This is a genomic window from Microcoleus sp. Pol1C5, assembly GCF_036701115.1.
GTDB lineage: Bacteria > Cyanobacteriota > Cyanobacteriia > Cyanobacteriales > Microcoleaceae > Microcoleus.
The window spans coordinates 38391-58441 of record NZ_JAUBQE010000005.1; the positions used below are offsets into that span (position 1 = coordinate 38391).

16 protein-coding genes are annotated in these 20051 nt (G+C 43.7%); 10 read left to right on the top strand and 6 right to left on the bottom strand.

Annotated features, from left to right (window positions below):
* Nucleotides 1-147: 147 nt before the first annotated feature.
* Entirely contained in the window at nt 148-2580 is a 2433-nt protein-coding gene (locus QUA23_RS04200) for an ankyrin repeat domain-containing protein (protein WP_333074178.1), read from the top strand.
* A gap of 29 nt (nt 2581-2609) precedes the next feature.
* Nucleotides 2610-3971 carry a serine/threonine-protein kinase gene (locus tag QUA23_RS04205; RefSeq protein ID WP_333074177.1) on the top strand — a complete coding sequence of 454 codons (1362 nt, stop codon included), beginning with the start codon at nt 2610-2612 and terminating at the stop codon, nt 3969-3971.
* A gap of 566 nt (nt 3972-4537) precedes the next feature.
* On the opposite strand, the gene QUA23_RS04210 is transcribed toward QUA23_RS04205, so the two are convergent.
* Entirely contained in the window at nt 4538-5434 is an 897-nt protein-coding gene (locus QUA23_RS04210; protein ID WP_333074173.1) for an IS4 family transposase, read from the bottom strand.
* Nucleotides 5435-5667: 233 nt separating this feature from the next.
* Here QUA23_RS04210 and QUA23_RS04215 point away from each other — a divergent pair, with 233 nt between their 5' ends.
* Both QUA23_RS04215 and QUA23_RS04220 read left to right on the top strand, forming a co-directional pair.
* Nucleotides 5668-7947 carry an AAA-like domain-containing protein gene (locus tag QUA23_RS04215; protein WP_333074171.1) on the top strand — a complete coding sequence of 760 codons (2280 nt, stop codon included), beginning with the start codon at nt 5668-5670 and terminating at the stop codon, nt 7945-7947.
* A gap of 36 nt (nt 7948-7983) precedes the next feature.
* Entirely contained in the window at nt 7984-11310 is a 3327-nt protein-coding gene (locus tag QUA23_RS04220; RefSeq protein ID WP_333110299.1) for a WD40 domain-containing protein, read from the top strand.
* A 229-nt stretch (nt 11311-11539) separates the two neighbouring features.
* On the opposite strand, the gene QUA23_RS04225 is transcribed toward QUA23_RS04220, so the two are convergent.
* Nucleotides 11540-12745, bottom strand: coding sequence for a phytochelatin synthase family protein (locus tag QUA23_RS04225; protein ID WP_333074168.1), 1206 nt, complete (start codon nt 12743-12745; stop codon nt 11540-11542).
* A 64-nt stretch (nt 12746-12809) separates the two neighbouring features.
* Here QUA23_RS04225 and QUA23_RS04230 point away from each other — a divergent pair, with 64 nt between their 5' ends.
* Nucleotides 12810-13052 (top strand): hypothetical protein, encoded by a 243-nt coding sequence (locus QUA23_RS04230; RefSeq protein WP_333074167.1) that lies wholly within the window; start codon nt 12810-12812, stop codon nt 13050-13052.
* Nucleotides 13053-13055: 3 nt separating this feature from the next.
* Nucleotides 13056-13292: a hypothetical protein gene (locus tag QUA23_RS04235; protein WP_333074164.1), complete on the top strand. Its 237-nt coding sequence runs from the start codon at nt 13056-13058 to the stop codon at nt 13290-13292.
* A gap of 138 nt (nt 13293-13430) precedes the next feature.
* Here QUA23_RS04235 and QUA23_RS04240 read toward each other — a convergent pair whose 3' ends face one another.
* Nucleotides 13431-14168 (bottom strand): A/G-specific adenine glycosylase, encoded by a 738-nt coding sequence (locus QUA23_RS04240; protein ID WP_333074162.1) that lies wholly within the window; start codon nt 14166-14168, stop codon nt 13431-13433.
* Nucleotides 14169-14479: 311 nt separating this feature from the next.
* On the opposite strand from QUA23_RS04240, the gene exaC reads away from it, so the two are divergent.
* Together exaC and QUA23_RS04250 are read left to right on the top strand one after the other, a co-directional pair.
* Nucleotides 14480-16000, top strand: a complete 1521-nt coding sequence (gene exaC, locus QUA23_RS04245) for an acetaldehyde dehydrogenase ExaC (RefSeq protein ID WP_333074161.1) — start codon at nt 14480-14482, stop codon at nt 15998-16000.
* Between the two features lie 166 nt (nt 16001-16166).
* On the top strand, nt 16167-16511 hold the full coding sequence (locus QUA23_RS04250) for a DUF779 domain-containing protein (RefSeq protein WP_333074159.1): 345 nt from the start codon (nt 16167-16169) through the stop codon (nt 16509-16511).
* A gap of 87 nt (nt 16512-16598) precedes the next feature.
* Here the strand turns inward: QUA23_RS04250 and QUA23_RS04255 are convergent, their stop codons facing one another.
* The 3 genes from QUA23_RS04255 to QUA23_RS04265 form a co-directional block, all read right to left on the bottom strand.
* Nucleotides 16599-16985: a hypothetical protein gene (locus QUA23_RS04255; protein WP_333074156.1), complete on the bottom strand. Its 387-nt coding sequence runs from the start codon at nt 16983-16985 to the stop codon at nt 16599-16601.
* 219 nt (nt 16986-17204) lie between these two features.
* On the bottom strand, nt 17205-18275 hold the full coding sequence (locus tag QUA23_RS04260) for an FAD-dependent monooxygenase (protein ID WP_333074155.1): 1071 nt from the start codon (nt 18273-18275) through the stop codon (nt 17205-17207).
* Between the two features lie 211 nt (nt 18276-18486).
* The gene (locus QUA23_RS04265; RefSeq protein WP_333074153.1) at nt 18487-19038 is read right to left on the bottom strand and encodes a DUF2854 domain-containing protein; all 552 of its coding nucleotides are present in this window, start codon (nt 19036-19038) and stop codon (nt 18487-18489) included.
* Nucleotides 19039-19117: 79 nt separating this feature from the next.
* Between QUA23_RS04265 and QUA23_RS04270 the strand changes: the two genes are divergently transcribed.
* Nucleotides 19118-19618 carry a hypothetical protein gene (locus tag QUA23_RS04270; protein ID WP_333093762.1) on the top strand — a complete coding sequence of 167 codons (501 nt, stop codon included), beginning with the start codon at nt 19118-19120 and terminating at the stop codon, nt 19616-19618.
* A 202-nt stretch (nt 19619-19820) separates the two neighbouring features.
* Nucleotides 19821-19991 (top strand): hypothetical protein, encoded by a 171-nt coding sequence (locus QUA23_RS04275; RefSeq protein ID WP_333046052.1) that lies wholly within the window; start codon nt 19821-19823, stop codon nt 19989-19991.
* The last annotated feature ends 60 nt before the right edge of the window (nt 19992-20051 follow it).

Genomic DNA, 20051 nt, shown 5'->3' on the forward strand with positions numbered 1-20051 from the left:
TATACAGAGTCCGTCATTGACTTTTCTATTGACTTGTTTGAAATATACTCAAACACTCAATTTACATTGCATAAATTTTTCAAAGTTTGGGTTTTAAAAACCAAAATACAAAATGTTTGTTGATACTCATCAACCCAGGATAATGCTATGGATATTCTTGAACAAATTCCCCATAACTTAGTCAAACACTATCAAATTAAAAAGCTACTCGGAGAAGGCGGTAGTAGCACAACTTATGAAGCCGTTGACCTCCAAACACACCAGCGAGTCGCACTCAAAGCTTTGTCTTTACAGAAGATGAATGACTGGAAAGTCCTGGAACTATTTGAACGAGAAGCCAATGTTTTATCAAAATTGAATCATCCGGGAATTCCGCGTTATTTGGATTATTTTTATGTCGATACTCCCGATAACCGTTGTTTTTATATAGTACAAGAACTGGCCCAAGGGCAATCTCTAGCCAGTTTAGTCGAAAATGGCTGGCACGCTAGTGAACCAGAAATTCAACGCATTGCCACACAAATTTTGGAGATTTTAGTTTATCTCCATTCACAGACACCACCTGTGACCCACCGGGATATTAAACCAGAAAATATTGTTTTCAAATCGCCGAGCGATTCCCACAAAGAAAAAGACTGGGCAGTCTGCTTAGTAGATTTTGGAGCAGTGCAAAACACTTATTACAATACTTTAATGCGAGGAAGTACCGTAGTTGGAACCTATGGTTATATGGCTCCAGAACAATTTCTCGGACAAGCCGTACCTGCAACAGATTTATATGGTTTAGGAGCGACCTTGTTGTATTTACTAACCCACCGTTCCCCCGCCGAATTACCAACAAATATACTAGAGAAAGATTTTCGCTCTCAAATTCAGATTTCTTCAGCATTTGCCGATTGGTTAGGAAAAACGCTCGCGTCCGATTTAGAAAACCGCTTTAACTCTGCAAAAGAAGCGCTTGAATTGCTTCGCAATCCTCGAATATGTAGCGTTAAATCCGATCGCTCGATGCAATGGGAAAAACGCCTCAAAATAGGAATTGCTGCTATTGCTACTGTTGCTGTTTTAAATCACTTTAAATATCCGCTCCTCAACCGGATTGGATTTACCCCCGATGCAGTTGTCGAGGCTGCCAGCCAGGGAGATACTAACACTATTAGGCATTATCTGGATCTTGGTATTAGTGCCAATAGCAGGATAGGCAGTGAGAATTTACTACACTTTGCTGGCTCAAAAGAGGTGGCAGAATTGTTAATTGCCAAAGGTGCAGATGTCAACGCTAAGGGTACACATGGCGGTACCCCATTACACATCGCTGCTATCTTCGATCGCATAAAAGTGGCACAGACGCTAATTGCTAAAGGTGCAGATATTAACGCCCGGACAGGAAGTCAATATTTTAATAGAACTCCTCTGTTCTTTGCCCGATCGCCTGAAATGGCCAAGTTGCTGATTGCTAAAGGTGCGGATGTCAATGCCAAAAACAAAAATGGCTTGACTCCTCTACATACGGCGCGATCGAAGGCAATAGCAAAGATACTACTCGCCGCAGGCGCAAAAATTAACATTAAAGAAGACAATGCCCGAAATGGCAAGAGTACAGCTTTATTACATAATGCAGCCAAAATAGGTTTTAAGGAGTTGGTACAACAGCTAATTAAAGACGGTGCAAATGTGGCGATTCTGGATAGTGAAAAAAGAACTCCCCTGCATCTTGCTGTCGATCGAGGCTATCAAGATATCGCTGAACTGCTAATTGCTAATGGCGCAAGGGTTAACGCTAGAAATGCGAACGGTCAAACTCCATTGTATCGAGCGATCGCGATCGGACACAATGAGATTGCTGCACTGCTAATTAACAACGGTACAGATGTCAATAATATAGATGGATCTGGCACAACTCCACTGCACAAAACCGCACATTATGGCACTGTAGAAATCTTAAAATTGCTGATTGCTAAAGGTGCAGAAATTAATATCCAGGATAATCAAAGAAAAACTCCACTGGATATCGCCGTAGACCTGAAACTTCAGGATGCAGTGGCGCTGCTAATTAGTAAAAACCCAGATGTTAATAGTGAAGACAAAGAAGGCAGAACTTTACTGCATATCGCTGTCGATTTCAAACTTGAGGATGTAGCCAAACAACTCATTGCCAAAGGTGCATTCGTTAATACCAAAAATAACTTGCTTCAAACTCCCCTGCATCTTGCTGTTGCTCAAGGCTCTCAAGATATCGCTGAACTGCTAATTGCTAATGGCGCAAGGGTTAACGTTAGAAATGAGAACGGTCAAACTCCGTTGTATCAAGCGATCGCGATCGGACACAATGATATTGCTGCACTGCTAATTAAAAACGGTGCAGATGTTAATAATAGAGATAAGTGTGACACAACTCCCCTGCACAAAGCCGCACATTATGGCACTGTAGAAATCTTAAAATTAATGATTGTTAAAGGTGCAACAATCAACGCTACAAACTGCTATGGCGACACGCCCCTAAAGATAGCAGAAACCAACTGGAACCCCGACGGAGAAGCAGCAGCCAAAATACTCATATCTCGCGGTGCAACCTACTAATCATCCACAATCAACTCACGCACAAAAATATGAAAACACTACAACAATCGGAAAAAATCATTGCTGAAAGATATCGCATTATCGGCAAATTAGGACAGGGTGGAGTTGGAATCACCTATGCTGCTGTAGATTTAAACAGCAATCAAAAAGTTGCACTCAAAGCTTTATCCCTGCGTCTGACAACTGAATGGAAGAAAATCGAGTTATTTGAACGAGAAGCAAAAACTTTATCGGGATTGAATCATCCGGGAATTCCTCACTACATTGACTACTTTCAAGTTGATACTTCTCAAGATCGTTGTTTTTATATCGCCCAACAATTCGCACCGGGAAAGTCTCTCGCACAGTGGATAGAAAATGGCTGGAAACCAAATGAAGCGCAAGTGCGTCATATCGCCTATCAATTGCTAGAAATTCTAACTTACCTGCAATCGCTGTTACCTGCTACTATCCACCGAGATATTAAACCTCAAAATATTATTCTGCAAAAAAATGGGCGAGTCTTCCTAGTGGATTTTGGCGCAGTTCAAAATACTTACCATCATACCGTTACTGGAGGCAGTACCGTTGTCGGAACCTACGGTTACATGGCACCAGAACAATTCAGAGGAAAAGCTGTATTGTCAACAGATTTGTATGGATTGGGAACCACGCTGCTTTTCTTGTTAACCCAGAAATTTCCATCGGATTTGCCCAGAGAAAAGCTGAAGGTAAAATTCCGCGAGATCGTCTCTATTTCTTCAGAGTTTGCCGACTGGTTAGAGAAGGTAATTGAACCTGCAATTGAAGATCGATTTAACTCAGCAAAAGATGCTTTGTCAGCGCTGCGAGGGGAACAGCCAAGCGGGAATAATCCCGACAAAATGTTTAAGCGATCGCCCCAATCCCGAATTACTTTAATTGACACTAAACGGTGGTTATTAATCAAGATACACCCCGAGCGTTCACCTAGCAAGCTCAAATGGTTTTTCCCGTTCATTCATCTGAGTTATAAATTTTTACTTCCATTCTCTTTGATTCTGGGATTTGTTCTATCTAGCTTGTCTTGTGAATACACTACAACCGATTGGCTACTTACATTATATGGGCGATTTTTAGTTATATCATTCCTGGCTATAACAACATTTACCCTATTTTATGCTTTGATGTGGTTGTGTAGGTGCTTGTGGAGGACTGATTTTCGTCGATTCACTAGACCAATTCAAATCACTCCTCAAGATATCCAGCGGGTAAAGTTGAGCGGAATTCATCTGCCATTGCTCAAAAAATCGATTACTTTTTGCCGGATTCGCGCCAAGTCGCGTAACTATTGTTTTGGCTTATTTTTGCCGCAAGCTGAGAAAGAATGGTTGGTAGGAGAATTGAATAATTGTTTAAGTAAACTAAAATAAATCATTGTTGTTATCCACAGAGTTGATAAAAAAACCTTTTTTTTCGGAGTGCGTGGATTAGATAAATGCGGAAGTATAGAAGATTTTATGTACTAATTTAGGCAATAATAATCATCAAAACATCCTGGATCTGGAATGAGAATAAAACTATAAAGAATCTCGATATTTATGAAATAGGACTGCAAAAGGGGAAGGCGATCGCACTTGTTGAATACGTAGCTAAAAAGATTAGTTGAGAGTAGCGATCCTGACGGGGTGACAACAAGAGTCAAAAGCTTGATAAAATCAAGGACCTAGCCCTCAGACCCCTCTGAAAAAAGGGTAGCTTATTTCGCCTCATCCTCATTAATTCTGCAATAATATCTTGACAAAACTCCATTCCAACTACCCAAGATTGACCATATAGCCCAATCCAAAAGCTACTGTGTCGGCGCTGGGAACGTTGAGGTTCTGTGAGGCGACTAACATACTTTTGAATTTCCTGGTGCTTGATTTTTTGACCTTGCAGGATAGCAGAACTGTAAGCGAGAGCAATGAGGAGAATTAATTTTTGTAACCGTTCATTATTAGCATAACTCTTCTCGCTCGTTGTAACCACCTCTCTTACAATCTTTGAACATGGCTTCTATACCCATACGACTTTTGAAAGCAGAAATTGCTGTATTATGGGTTTCTAAGTTAGTGAGAAGATACCAACCTTCATCCTCCACCTTGCCCTGATATTTACGACGCCAATAACCAGCTACATTAAACAAGCCAAATCCTGTTTGTTTAGTGACTTTAACACCCGTGAAAAAAAAGCGACTTCCGGGTAACAATCCCAGCTCGGACAAATGAGTATATTCGGCAAATTCTTGCTGAATATACCGTTCCTGTTTCACCCTAAAAACGAACTTCACGTCTTGCTCACACAGCCAGCTCCCTAGTTTGACGCTGCCAAATTCTCGGTATCCTAAAATGATAATTTTGTAATCCTTTAAAAGCTCTAAAATCGGTGTGATTAGAGTTTGCTGCTCGGCAATATTACTGCTTCCTCTCTTATCCAAGAGTTGCCAGTATAAGGGGATAGCTCGCTTGTCCCAAATCAGACTAATTACAAAAAGGTTTTTGTCGCGCCATTGTGTGCGATCGATAGCGAGTTTTAACCATTTATGATTTTTAAATTTCTGCTTCAATATTTCTTGAACGATAGGGAACCACAGGCGTTCTATTTGGAGGCAATCCAATTTGAGAAATCGTTGTAGGCTGCGCCTGCGGCTTTCAAATTGAATCGGATAAGGCATCAAAGAAGCTAGCAATTCCAGGCTTACTTGTTTATGGCAAGCAAGTAGATATACCAAAATCTTTAAAGTCAGATATTCGGTGACTTTTAGCTGTTGTTGTAGGTAGATTTGGTAAAATGAAGGAAGCATATTTAATAGATGGGGATTTTTCACAATTACGACCCCATCTTTTTTTACCAAAAAAGCTCCAAAAGCTCTACAGATAATGCTTTCGGCGGGGTTGTCACCCCGTCAGGTAGCGATCGCCTTTTCGATTGGTTATGCTTGACTCAGGGCGATCGTTTCTGCCAGTTTACTGCTCAACAAAAATAAAGATGTTTGTGGTTAAATATCGTATAAAGGCAAGAAATATCTCGCCCTGACTGAGGTAGTGTCGTTAAGCTCCTGTATCTCCTCTCCTAAAGGTTCCATTAATGAGTATTTCGCCTAGAAATAAAAAAATTATCCTGTTTTTGGCAGCCAACCCCAAAAATACCACCCCTGTGGACTTACAGAAAGAGGCGAAGGAAGTTGCAGAGGGGTTGCAACGCTCTAAAAAAGCCGACAAGTTCCAACTTGAGCAACAGTGGGCGGTGACACCCAGAGAAATGCAGCGAGCCATATTAGATTATAAACCAGAGATTGTGCATTTCTCTGGGCATGGTGCAGGAGAAGGCGGTTTAGCCTTGGAAGATGAGGCGGGACAAATTAAGCTGGTAAATACCAAAGCTTTGGCAGCTTTATTTGAGGCGTTTAATGAGTACGTGGAGTGCGTAATACTCAACGCTTGCTATTCAGAAGTGCAAGCGGCTGCGATCGCACGTCACATTCCCTATGTGATCGGGATGAAGCAAGCGGTGGGAGATAGCGCCGCACGAGAATTTGCAGTAGGTTTTTACGATACGTTGGCGGCGGGGGAGTCGATCGAATTTGCCTATAAATTGGGTTGCGTTAGCATCAGCATGGCTGGTATTCCAGAAGAGCTGACTCCGGTATTAAAGAAAAAGTCGGATTTTTCTGAGTTGGATGCAGCAGGGCGATCGGGCGATGCTTCTGTTAGCGATATCGTTGAGGAGTCGTCGCCTGTGGTGGAAAATCCGCGATCTAGCGCCGTATCTCCCGTTTCGAGTTCCAACTTAGACAACCCAGAAGGTTCTGTTAGTTTAGATTCACCCCTATATATCGATCGGCATCCCATTGAATCTGACTGCTACCAAACTATTGTTAAGGCCGGAGCTTTAATCCGAATCAAAGCCCCCCGACAAATGGGAAAAACTTCCTTATTGCAGCGAATTTTATACAACGCCAAGGAACAGGGTTATCAAACGGCTTATTTAAACTTTCAATGGGCTGATGGCAGTTTTCTCACCAATCTTGATGAGTTGTTGCAGTGGTTTTGTGGTGAGATTACCAATGAATTAAATTTAGAAGATAGGTTAGGAGAATATTGGAAAGGCGTTCTCGGCAGTAAAAATAAAAGCACGAAGTATTTCCAACGCTATCTACTATCTAACAGCGATCGGCCTGTTGTTTTAGGGTTAGATGAAGTCGATCGCATTTTTGAGCATTCCGAAATAGCCACCGACTTCTTTGGATTATTACGAGCTTGGCACGAACGGGGAAAAAATGAGGAAATTTGGAAAAAGCTGAGGTTGGTCATTTCTCACTCTCAAGAAGTTTATATTCCTCTCAATATTAATCAGTCGCCATTTAACGTGGGATTGCCCATAGAATTACCTGAACTCAATCAGAGACAGGTAACAGATTTAGTGAATCGACACCGATTAAATTGGTCAAATCAAGAGATTTGTGACCTGATGGAAATGGTGGGCGGTCATCCTTATTTAGTTCGAGTTGCTCTCTACCAAATTGCCAGAGGGAGAATTAGCTTAGATAGCTTGCTAAAAGTCGCTCCTACTGAAGAAGGCCCTTACTACGATCATTTACGACGGCATTTAGTTAACTTGGAACAAGATGCAGAACTAGCAGCAACAATTAGACAAGTAATTAACAGCGAACAACCTGTAGAAATTAATACCGGAGAGGCTTTTAAATTGCGAAGCATGGGGTTGATCAAATTTCAGGGAAACGCTGTCCTGCCATTGTGCGGTTTGTATCGTGAATATTTTAGCCATCGCCTAGCCTCTCCGCAACCCAATATGAATGCTGTCCAACAAACTAATAACCAATCAAGCTTGCACGTAGAGAGTAATTTAGCAGCTATTATTTTTTCCGATGTAGTTAATTCCACCGCTTTATCAGTTGCCAACCAAAAGCTGACACTAGAATTAGTGAATCGAGATTTCAACATCATCCGAGATATCTGCGCTAAACATCAAGGCAAAGTCCTTAAAGAAATGGGCGATGGTTTATTAATTTTCTTTCCAGAAAGTGCCGTAAAAGCAGTAGCCTGTGCGCTAGAAATACAGCGAAGTCTCGCCGAAGCTGCTACAACCTTACCTGCGAGTCATGTCCTGCAACACCGGATTGGTATTCACTTGGGGGAAATCTTCTTTCTTAATAATGATATCAGGGGGGCTGGTGTAAATTTAGCGGCTCGTTTAGAAGGGAAAGCAGAGCCAGGAGGAATCTGTATTTCTGAAACAGTTTATCAAGTCGTTAAAACCCACTCTCCTTTAAATGTGATTGACTTAGGTATGCAACAGTTAAAGGGAATTACTGAACCTGTACGGCTGTACAAATTGATTCCTTGATTCTCTGATTTTCCACCTATAAATTAACAATGACCTATGAAGGATTATCAATATCAAGTTGGGGGTAGCCTGCCTGCAAACGCCCCAACTTATGTCACTAGAAAGGCGGATGAAGAACTTTATCAAGCTTTAAAAGCTGGAGAATTTTGCTATGTTCTTAATTCCCGACAAATGGGAAAATCATCCCTGCGAGTGCGGACAATGCAGCGGTTACAAGCAGAGGGAATTGCCTGTAGTAGCATTGATATCACAGAAATTGGCACCTCAGACATTACGCCAGAAGAGTGGTATGCAGGCGTGATTGATAGCATCGTCAGCCGATTAGATTTGTATGACGTTTTTGATTTAGATGAATGGTGGGAGCAGAACAGCTTACTATCGAATGTTAAACGATTCAGTAAATTTTTTGAAGAAGTATTACTCAAAATAATTTCAAAAAATATAGTAATTTTTGTCGATGAATCGGACAGTTTACTCAGCTTAAATTTTAAAATAGAAGACTTTTTTGCTGTAATTCGTGATTGCTATAATAATCGAGCTGATAAACCAGACTATCGTCGATTAACATTTACGATGTTAGGGGTAGCTACTCCCTCAGATTTAATTCAAGACAAGCGACGCACTCCGTTTAATATTGGTCGAGGGATAGAGTTAACGGGGTTTCAATTAGCAGAAGCCAAACCTTTGGCAGTGGGGTTAGAAACTCAAGCCGAAAATTCTCAATCTGTGTTAGAAGCAGTATTATATTGGACGGGCGGACAGCCATTTTTAACACAAAAGGTTTGTAAACTAATGCTCGGTAGTGCAAATTATACACCCATTCCAAATCCCACTGAGTGGGTAGAAAGTTTAGTCCAAGAAAAGGTGATTGATAATTGGGAAGCACAGGATGAACCAGAACATTTAAAAACGATTAGAGGACGCATTTTACGCAGCGAACAGCGTGCCAGTAGGTTATTGGGACTCTATCAGCAAATTTTGCAGCACAATGAAATAGCGACTGATGATACTCCAGAACAAATGGAACTGCGATTAACTGGGTTGGTGGTTAAGCAGTCTGGCAAACTTAAAGTTTATAACCCAATTTATCAATCGGTTTTTAACCTGGATTGGGTGGAAAAACAATTAGCCGAACTCCGCCCTTACAGCGAAAGTTTTAAAGCTTGGATAGAGTCTGATTGCCAAGATGAATCGCGACTGTTGCGGGGTCAAGCCTTGCACGATGCTCAAACTTGGGCAGCAGATAAAAGTTTGAGCGATTTGGATTATCAGTTTTTAAATGCCAGTCGGGAAGTCCAACAACGGGAAGTTGAACGAGAGTTAGAAGCACAGAGACAAGCGAATAAAATTTTGACTCAAGCGAATCAGACGCTAATTAAAGCAGAGCAATTGGCCACCTATAAAGTCACTCAAGCTCAGAATTTAGCAAATGTCATCCAGGAAACTGCTTTTTCTAATGAATCATTTCGTTCAGGACAGACATTCCAAGCACTGTTGGAAGCATTAAAGGCAGGGCAAGCATTCAAACAGCTAGATTCTTCATCCGAGACGACAAAACATATTAGAGGACGAGTGATAGCTGTGCTGCAACAAGCAGTGTCCGCAGTAAAAGAGCGCAATCATTTGGAAGGGCATAGCAATTCTGTAAATAGCGTCGCCTTGAGTCCAGATGGCAAGACATTGGCTTCTGCAAGCAGTGATAACACCATCAAACTGTGGCACCTGGAAAGCCAAAAACCCATCGCTACCCTCACCGGGCATAGCAATTCTGTTAATAGCGTCGCCTTTAGTCCAGATGGCAAGACATTGGCTTCTGCAAGCAGTGACAACACCATCAAACTGTGGCACCTAGAAAGCCAAAAACCCATCGCTACCCTCACCGGGCATAGCAATTCTGTCTGGAGTATCGCCTTGAGTCCAGATGGCAAGACATTGGCTTCTGCAAGCAGTGACAACACCATCAAACTGTGGCACCTGGAAAGCCAAAAACCCATCGCTACCCTCGCCGGGCATAGCAATTCTGTTAATAGCGTCGCCTTTAGTCCAGATGGCAAGACATTGGCTTCTGCAAGCAGCGATAAGACGATTAAACTGTGGCACCTGGAAAGCCAAAAACCCATCGCTACCCACACCGGGCATAGCAATCCGGTGTGGAGCGTCGCCTTTAGTCTAGATGGCAAGACATTGGCTTCTGCAAGCCGTGACAACACCATCAAACTGTGGCACCTGGAAAGCCAAAAATCCATCGCTACCCTCACCGGGCATAGCAATGAGGTCTTGAGCGTCGCCTTTAGTCGAGATGGCAAGACATTGGCTTCTGCAAGCAGTGACAACACCATCAAACTGTGGCACCTGCAAACCCAAAAACCCATCGCTACCCTCACCGGGCATATCAATGAGGTAAATAGCGTCGCCTTGAGTCCAGATGGCAAGACATTGGCTTCTGCAAGCCGTGACAACACCATCAAACTGTGGCATCTGGAAAGCCAAAAACCCACCGCTACCCTCACCGGGCATAGCAATCCGGTCTATAGCGTCGCCTTTAGTCGAGATGGCAAGACATTGGCTTCTGCAAGTAGTGACAAAACCATCAAACTGTGGCACCTGCAAACCCAAAAACCCATCGCTACCCTCACCGGGCATAGCAATTCGGTCTATAGCGTCGCTTTGAGTCCAGATGGCAAGACATTGGCTTCTGCAAGCTTTGACAAAACCATCAAACTGTGGCATCTGGAAAGCCAAAAACCCATCGCTACCCTCACCGGGCATAGCAATCCGGTCTATAGCGTCGCCTTTAGTCCAGATGGCAAGACATTGGCTTCTACAAGTGACGACAACACCATCAAACTGTGGAATCTGGAAAGCCAAAAACCCATCGCTACCCTCACCGGGCATAGCAATCCGGTCTATAGCATCGCCTTTAGTCCAGATGGCTTGAATTTGGCTTCTACAAGTGACGACAAGACGATCAAACTGTGGAATCTGGAAAGCCAAAAACCCATCGCTACCCTCACCGGGCATAGCAATGAGGTCTTGAGCGTCGCCTTTAGTCCAGATGGTAAGACATTGGCTTCTGCAAGCAGTGACAACACCATCAAACTGTGGCACCTGCAAAGCCAAAAACCCCTCGCTACCCTCACCGGGCATCAAGGTTTGGTCTGGAGCGTCGCCTTTAGTCCCGATGGCAAAACTTTGGCTTCTGCAAGCAGTGACAACACCATCAAACTGTGGGTTTGGGATTTCGATAAACTAATGGCATTAGGTTGCAATTGGATCGACGATTATCTCAGAACAAACCCGAAAGTGACAGAAGAGGATAAACAGATGTGTGCTGATTACCTCAGTCAACAGTCAATCAAATAGAATTTAGGCAAAAACCGGCAGCCAACCAGATGTTCGCCCTACATTTTTTTTACCACTACTTCCACCTTTTCCGTCGTCCATTCCTCACTCGCATCAGTCACAACCCTAATATTTCGCTGCGGCGAATCTTCATCCACAACCGCCACCAGCATCAGATTATTAAATCTTGCTATTTAATTTTCACTTTTGTAGTTAGGCGAGGTTTGGGGAGTTCAAAAGGAGGTAGGTGCTAACTCAGAGGGATATTGCACTGATGTCCCTTTGAATATAAAGTGTAAAACTCCTGGAGTGCTGACATTTGTTCTCTCAATCTAGATATCTCTACATCCAAGGGAGGGAGTAGTTTCTCAAGGTTGCGAACCTCACTAAACCAGAGTCGTAACTCGGATTTGAGAGTTGCATAGAGCGTTTCGGGACAGGAGAGTAATATTGCTGTTATTATCTCTGCTACGAATGGCTGGTGCGATCGCCACTTGCGTACAACAGACATTGCATCCGAGTCATCGCTTGACAAGCATTGGTGAACAATATCAAACAGTGAATTTAACTGAATAGCTGCCCGTAATTTCTCAAGTGTCTCTGCCGTCTCTGAGGAGGTATTCACCATAGTTGTGAACTCAACAGGCAAATAGTGCAGAATGATACTGACAAATGAAGCAATTGAATCAGGTTGCTCTTTTCTCAGAATGTCTGGGAGTATTTCTGTAAAGTAAGTAGCAACACTACGCCACTGATGTAAATCACAAGCAACATGAAAGAAGGTTTCTGGCAACCTTTCACTCTTCTGCAATGAAATATAACCTCGACATTGATTAGTGACAGGATCGACAGGTTCAAATGCTTGCCATAACAAAGGCAGAGAAACCCAGTGAGGTGGATATTTGAAACGGGCAACATCCAGCAGAAGAACTAGATCCCGCTGTGGATGATAGCCACCAATTGGTGAGAAGTGACCATCACCCGTTTGTCCCAATACCTTTCGGCTGTAGGAAACAACTAGATGAATATCACCTGACGCCGCAGTCACCTCCTCAACTGCTTGCCGAAAGTTTTCCAAGCTGCTTTGGTGGTAACGGTTAGGTTTTACAACACCACCGTTGCAACGTGCGATACAGACAAACTCATCAAAGGTGATACCGTTTTCTTTAATGACTGAAAGAGGTAAGCAACAGTCTAAAAATTCCTCTTCATACCATCTCCACACCCCTTTCCAAATGCGACCCGGATCGATGGATAAGGCATTAAGAACAACAACTAAACTACCCAATCCACAAAAAGCGGGTTCTGCTTGAGTATGAAACTGTTCCGCTAGAGCAAAATATCCTTCCATACCTCCCAATGCCAAGGCTTCTCGAAAAATTTGCCTTCCCTCTACGGAGGAAAAGGCAATAGCAGAATCGGGGAGTGAACGACGATAAAACCCTTGAGCAGACATTGAGTGTTTTAACCCTGATTGCTTATGGTGCTAATAAATATTATGCAAAATCGTCACCTTGATAATGATGAATGCACTTATTTACTATTTTTTCAATTTTAGCAATAAAACGCTGCGAAGGTTTGACTTTCTGGGTGCAAATTTAAAAAAGGTGACCATTTGCGAGGGACGGCTAGGCATCAAGCTGATGAAACAATTCGGCAATTTGCCACAGATTAAGCGGTATGCCGATCGGATAAATCAAGCTTTTCTGAATATCATCACTCACGCGATCGATGTTTTAGAAAAGTCTGGTCAACAGTTGTAAAAGTTGCAATCAATCAAAGTTAAGCTGGTGATTTGGATTGGCACTGAGGTGGTCGATGCTCAGGGGATTTATATTGAGGTGGGTGATAACGACATGGCAATTAGCAAATATGTCACAGCGCCACTTTCTGCTTCCTTGTTGGTTAGCAGAACCAGCCATCTCGTCAAGAATTACTCTCAAATATCAGATAATTGTAGAACCACCAAAAGGAGAATTAAAGTGTTTGTAGCAACCTGGTAAAGGTACTAAATTTCGGATATAACTTCCGCTGTGGCACAGTTAATTAATAGTATTTACAGTGGTGGGGGGGGGGGTTAGATTGTTGGTTTGAGTCATAAATTATTTGGAACCGCCCCTATAATGACTGCACAAAATTTGTCAATTTAGTTCGGCAATGAGCCTAGAATTGAGTTCGCTGCTAATTTTGTACTCGCACTGCTGTTGCAGCGGACACTCGCCGCAGCGGGGTTTTTTTGCAGTGCAAACTGCCGCCCCAAAGTCCAGCAGTCCTAAATTCCAGGGCCCGACTTGCTGTTTGGGAGCGACTCGTTCTGCTGCTTCCCAAAGTTCGGGCGATCGCGATTTTACCTTACCGCCGTCAATCCCAAAAAAACGCTGCAAAATCCGAGCAACATTCGTATCGAGCACCGCTTTTGGCTGTCCGAAAGCATTAGCGCAAACCGATCGCGCAATGTACTTGCCAACTCCGGGAAGTTCCAGCAACTGAGCTTCCGTGCGGGGAACATTTCCCTGATAATTTTCTAAGATAACCAGCACCGATTCCCGCAGCTTTTGCGCCCGAAAAAAAAGACCCAAAGGCTGCAACAAACTAGCAACTTCCGCAGCAGGCGCGGCCGCTAAATCCGAGAGAGTCGGATATCGATCGACAAATTCTTGATAAATCGGAGCCACTGTAGCGGCAGTAGTCTTTTGCAGCAACAACTCCGCCACCAAAATCGCGTAGGGGTCGCAGGTGCGCCGCCAAGGAAAATCACGGAAATTCTGCCGGCCCCAAGCTTTCAGGCGGCGTTGAAACCACCGGATTTTAGCAGAGTCTAAATGCTTTGACCCAGGCTCAATATCGGAAGAAAAAACAACGGTATTTAAGGCAGGCATTTGATTGGTACTTTTGATAAATTGCTAAGTTTATATCTATATGTTAGCAGATTTAAATAATTTGTAAAACTATCTTTTTATCCTCTCGTTATTCTCTTCCTCTGCGTACTCGGCGTACTCGGCGGTTTATAAAAAAATCTTATTAACTACCCGGCAGACTCCGAAACCTAGAAACAACTTTGATTTCAAATATTTGAAAAATGTAAAATTTTGTATATTAAAGGACAAAAGTGCCAGATAATAGACGAGAATTAATATTCAACAGATTGCTTTCGATAGTCCGTAAAAACAAATTTTAATCAGGTAATAAAATGGTAGTAGCAGCACCTGTTCAATCCGGCAGTCAGTCGATTTTTCAAACTCGCTACGACAACTTTATCGGCGGCCAGTGGGTGCCACCGGTGAAAGGGAAATACTCGGAAAACCTTTCTCCAATTACAGGAAAATCAATTTGTCAAGTTCCCCGATCGAGCGCGGAGGATGTAGAATTGGCACTGGATGCCGCCCACGCCGCGAAAGACAAGTGGGGTAAGACTTCCCCAGCCGATAGGGCGCGGGTTTTACACAAAATAGCCGATCGCATAGAAGAAAACCTCGATCGCCTCGCCATCGCCGAAACCTGGGACAATGGCAAACCAATTCGCGAAACCACATTCGCAGACATACCGCTGGCGATCGACCATTTCCGCTACTTCGCAAGCTGCATCCGAGCTCAAGAAGGGTCGATCGGCGAACTCGACGGAACAACAGTCGCCTACCACTTCCACGAACCCCTAGGCGTCATCGGACAAATCATACCCTGGAACTTCCCGATATTAATGGCGGCCTGGAAACTCGCCCCAGCCCTCGCCGCCGGAAACTGCGTCGTCCTCAAACCAGCAGGCCCCACCCCCGCCTCAATCTTGGTACTGATGGAAATCATCGCCGACTTAGTACCAGACGGCGTTATCAACGTCATTAACGGGCCCGGCGCCGAAATCGGCAAAACCCTAGCCACCAGTCCTCGGATTGCCAAAGTCGCCTTCACCGGCGAAACCACCACGGGCAGGCTAATCATGCAATACGCCTCCCAAAATGTCATCCCCGTCACCTTAGAATTAGGCGGTAAATCCCCCAACATTTTCTTTGAAGATATCTGCGCCCAAGATGATGAATTCCTCGACAAAGCAGTCGAAGGATTAGTCATGTTTGCATTCAATCAAGGCGAAGTGTGCACCTGTCCCTCCCGCGCCTTAATTCAGGAGTCAATCTACGATCGATTTATGGAAAGGGCGATCGAGCGCATCCGTCAAATCAAACAAGACAACCCCTTAGATCCGACAACCGCCCTCGGCGCCCAAGTCTCCGTCAACCAGATGGAAAAAATCGCCGAATACGTCAAAATCGGTCACGCCGAAGGCGCAGAATGTCTAATTGGTGGCGAAAGAAACATCTTATCCGGCGACTTGCAAGACGGCTATTACTTCCAGCCGACAGTCTTCAAAGGAAACAACAAAATGCGAATTTTCCAAGAAGAAATCTTCGGCCCAGTATTAGCAGTCACCACCTTCAAAGACGAAGCCGAAGCATTAGAAATTGCCAACGATACTCTCTACGGTTTAGGTGCAGGAGTTTGGACTCGCGACATCAACACCGCCTACCGCATGGGTCGCGCCGTTCAAGCCGGCCGCGTGTGGACAAACTGCTATCACCTCTATCCGGCTCACGCAGCATTCGGCGGCTACAAATCATCCGGTATCGGCCGTGAAAATCACAAAATGATGTTAGATCACTACCAGCAAACTAAGAATTTGTTAATCAGCTACAGCCCCAAAGCTTTAGGTTTTTTCTAAGGTTTTAGTCATTGGGAAGGAAGAAAGAAGAAAGACAAACTTCAAGGATTCGTCAACTTATTCTTTCTCTCTTTCCTCTCTTTCTCTGCGTCCTCTGCGCCCTCTGCGGTTCATAAAAAAAACCTCATTCATAAACCCAATAAAATTGCTACACAAACAGACTGCAATGGAAACTGCAAAAGTTACCGCAACAGAATCCGCTTTAAAATTAATCAACTATCTCAAAACTCAACACGGAGAATTGATGTTTCACCAATCCGGCGGCTGCTGCGACGGTAGTTCCCCGATGTGCTTTCCCAACGGCGAATTGATAATCGGTGAGGGTGATGTATTGCTGGGCGAAATAGGGGGTTGTCCCTTTTATATTGCAGCGCAGCAATACAAATATTGGCAGCACACGCAGTTAATTATAGACGTAGCATCCGGGCCCGGAGGCAGCGATTTTTCCCTGGAAGGGCCGGAGGGAGAGCGTTTTATTACTCGTTCCCGTTTGTTTGTCAATATTAATTAACCTGTTTTTTTTATTCCAATCGCTTATCGAGTAAGATTAAATGAACCGCGAAGGAAAAGAAAGAAGAAGATGCAGTTGTTGCTTCGACTACAAACGTATTTCCTCAATAAAGGAGATACCATCAAAAATCCCATTGTTAAAGACTTGAGTGCTACGAACTCGCTGATTTTCGCTTAGTAATGTCATTGTTTCTACAAAAGTAATCAGTGCGTTATCTTGAGTTTTATTGGCCCGAAAGCAAATAACTTCCTGTCCTGCATCCCACACGAGCGCCGAAAAATCGGAGTAACTGGTAGAATACAATTTCAGAATCCGATTTTCAAATTCACCTTCAAAATTTAACTGGAGGCTAGAACCATCTGAATATTCATAATTGTTAACTTGTCTGTAGGGACTTGCCCTCAATCGAGATGGTAAAATTACCGAAGAAGCTGCGAGAAAAATGTCCGCGAGTATCGGTCTTAATATACTCACCTTGCCAAGTGCCAAGATGACGCGTGAAAATTTAAGGAACTTTCTCTAAATCAGGAGGGTTTAGAGGGGTGAGATTATCTTGATGAATCACCAGATCGTTACTCATTGATTTGCCTCCAGTTTCTTTACAAAATGCGATCGAGTAAAATGCTTTTTTCTGAAATACCCGATTTCTTCAAAAAGTCGGGTATCTGGGTATATTGATGATTTTTAATTGGGCTAACGACGACCTATTTTTAGACTCATTTCGCGGCTAGTGCGTTGATATTCATGGACAATAGGTAATCTTTCGGATTGAAAATTTTCCAGTGCTTCGGCAATGTTAGCACTATCTCTGAGATGTTGTGCTAAACACAGACCATCTTCCCAACCGGAAGTCATACCTCTAGCGCGTGTGGAACTTTTCGCGTGGGCCGCATCTCCAATTAAGATAACACGACCATCATAGATTTTTGGTAGAGGGTCAATGTCATAGGAAAAACGACAGACAATATTTTCCACAGGGGTTGACTCAATCACATTTCGCGCATCATCTGGAAGTTTGGCGAGTTCTTGGGGAGGAATGGTAATATTATTAGGTTGTAGTTTCCCTATTTCGGATTCAGTGCGCTCTTTTTCAATAAAGAAACCCCAATGAGTGCGACCTCCACCAATGTGAAAGAAGTTGGCATAAATTCCCCTACCGCGTACATAAACAAAAAAGTTTCCTTCGGGACAGAAGCTGCGATCTTCGAAAATTCCTCGCCAGACGATATCGCCTAAATAGAATAGTTCAACGCCTGGAACTATATATTGACGAACTTTTGAGACGATTCCATCAGCACCAATTAAAAGATCGCCTTCCCATTTACGGCCATCTTTAAAGTGGGCGATCGCACTGTGCTCGGTTTGGGCGATCGATGCTAATTCTGCATTAAAATGAATACACTCAGGGGGTAACTTGTCGAAGAGTGCTTCTAGAATAGCTTTGCGGTGTACCAGCATTCCTGGGAGTTCATTTTCTTCGTAGGTGACGGGTTCGGAATTGATGACACCGCCGCGGAGATTGCGAAACTCGAATAATTTAACCGGATCGCCTGAGTTGATAATTTTTTCGGTGATTTCAGGGTTGCCTTGATGAAGTGCTTGCATACCTGCTTGTACGATCAGGATACCACAGCCATCGGTGCGCGGATGGGGTGCTTTTTCAAACAAGTCCACTTGAAACCCTTGTTGAATCAGCAGAATTGCTAGATAAGCTCCTGATGTTCCTGCGCCGATAATACCTATCCTACTCTGGGACGAAACCATTTGTGCTTCTCCTGATTTAAGATTGCCGATCGGTTCTCAACTATTATTGTAATTAAGGAAAATCTAATTGGCGCGATCGCCCAATTGCAGATTGAGTTTTTTTTGATAGCGACAGGTTTCAAGCTGCCGCTAAAATCAGTATCTAAGCTGATGCAGGATTAATGTTTAATTGATGAGTTCAAAATTCACGCACTCAAAACTCAAGACTACTTTAAGCTTGAGTATTTTTAATGAGAGCCAATTCAATTTTGTCACCAGCCTTTTCACTCACTTGTGCGCGCAAACCTGGCCCAAAAAAAGTAGCTATTTTGTCTTGCTTTTCTTCCCATAAGTCGATCGGCATTAGCGGCGAATAAAACTCTAGAATTAACCCATAAGCACCATCAACATCAACTTCCCGCAACCCTTGCAGGAGGGGCCGTTCCTCGTCTGTCGGGGCCAGGCCCAAGCGCTCCAAAGCATCATCTAAGTGCGCCGGTTGGCCGTAGCGAAATCGGGTGACATCTTTGCGGACTTGGTTTTGAGTATCTGTGGCTTGACTTTCTCGCAGGAGAAGAACTTCGGGAGAAGTCGGTTCGGTGAACTCCACCGGTTCGAGTTCAGCCGCTTTCAGGGCCAAACCTCCCAGCAACAGCGGAATTCCATAAAAAAAACCGGCTAGGTTCAGGGTAGGTCTGTCTGTGAAGTAGGCTCCAAACCCGACTGCTGCTATAATACCGCCAACAACTAAGGCTAGGTTTGCTAAAGAAATTTTGCGTAACATATTAGTGAGGTAGTTAGCTGGAATCAACAATATACTTTAATTATTATCTGTCAAAAAGTCTTGAATAAATTTAGTTTTTTTGCCAAAAGACCTGCAAAAACTGCTAGCATCTATGAGCGCGGGAGCGGTGTGCATCCACAGTCTTGTCTCTAGGTTCAGAAGCTTATCCTGCCGGACTCGCCCGGGCACGCCATCGGTAAATATCCGTGTTAATTGCGCGGCGTTGGTTCCAGAAGGCAATCGAGATCGGCAGTATCATCAAAGTATACAGAGTGGCGATCGCGATCGACACTCTTGCCCTTTCAACCATTTTTCGGACATGATTAAAGACGAAGACAAACAAACTGCTGGAGCAAACAAGGCGGTTCTGGAGCAGATTAACTCGCTCAAACGCGAAGATGAAAGGCTTTATAATATCTTAGCGATCGATGTCTGGGCCCTAGCCAAGACGATGGATGAATATCAACCGGGATTTTGGGCTGCTTTTATGAAAAACCGGGAGAAGGCCCTGAAGCGATTTTTAGCTGGAATGATGAAAAATAAACCCGCAGATACCAAACGTCCGCCTTTTTTGCGCTAAAATTTGGCTGAAGTTGGGGGGAAGTTTTGATGTACAATCAAACTATAACACAGACCCAAAAACCCTGAGCAGGTTCATCACTTCCCATATAAAAACAGTGAAGGATTTGCCCATAAAGGTATGTCGGTGAATTAAGAATCCCCGTCTGTTCGCAGGGGGGAATGTCAAATATTTTTGTTAATAGTAGCAAAGGCAAAAAACCATGGATGCACAAACAATCAAAGAGCGCGTTGCACAGATCGAGAGCAAGCGGGAATCCCTCGTGCGGCTGTTAGATCGATCGGACTTGGGAGCCCTGAGAATAGATGTGAGTCAGGCGATTGAAGAAATTGACGATCTCTTAGAAGAATTCAAGCGCACTTTTAACAGTTAAGTAGTCAGCAGTCATTAGTCATTAGTTGTCAGTGGTCGGCTAAGCTGTCGCGCATTTATT

What these genes read in the sequence shown, in the direction of transcription:
- QUA23_RS04220 (WP_333110299.1), top strand. Translation starts at nt 7,984, where the DNA reads ATGAAGGATTATCAATATCAAGTTGGGGGTAGCCTGCCTGCAAACGCC.
- QUA23_RS04200 (WP_333074178.1), top strand. Translation starts at nt 148, where the DNA reads ATGGATATTCTTGAACAAATTCCCCATAACTTAGTCAAACACTATCAA.
- QUA23_RS04260 (WP_333074155.1), bottom strand. Translation starts at nt 18,275, where the DNA reads ATGGTTTCGTCCCAGAGTAGGATAGGTATTATCGGCGCAGGAACATCA.
- QUA23_RS04265 (WP_333074153.1), bottom strand. Translation starts at nt 19,038, where the DNA reads ATGTTACGCAAAATTTCTTTAGCAAACCTAGCCTTAGTTGTTGGCGGT.
- QUA23_RS04240 (WP_333074162.1), bottom strand. Translation starts at nt 14,168, where the DNA reads ATGCCTGCCTTAAATACCGTTGTTTTTTCTTCCGATATTGAGCCTGGG.
- QUA23_RS04225 (WP_333074168.1), bottom strand. Translation starts at nt 12,745, where the DNA reads ATGTCTGCTCAAGGGTTTTATCGTCGTTCACTCCCCGATTCTGCTATT.
- QUA23_RS04230 (WP_333074167.1), top strand. Translation starts at nt 12,810, where the DNA reads ATGATGAATGCACTTATTTACTATTTTTTCAATTTTAGCAATAAAACG.
- QUA23_RS04250 (WP_333074159.1), top strand. Translation starts at nt 16,167, where the DNA reads ATGGAAACTGCAAAAGTTACCGCAACAGAATCCGCTTTAAAATTAATC.
- QUA23_RS04275 (WP_333046052.1), top strand. Translation starts at nt 19,821, where the DNA reads ATGGATGCACAAACAATCAAAGAGCGCGTTGCACAGATCGAGAGCAAG.
- QUA23_RS04205 (WP_333074177.1), top strand. Translation starts at nt 2,610, where the DNA reads ATGAAAACACTACAACAATCGGAAAAAATCATTGCTGAAAGATATCGC.
- QUA23_RS04215 (WP_333074171.1), top strand. Translation starts at nt 5,668, where the DNA reads ATGAGTATTTCGCCTAGAAATAAAAAAATTATCCTGTTTTTGGCAGCC.
- exaC (WP_333074161.1), top strand. Translation starts at nt 14,480, where the DNA reads ATGGTAGTAGCAGCACCTGTTCAATCCGGCAGTCAGTCGATTTTTCAA.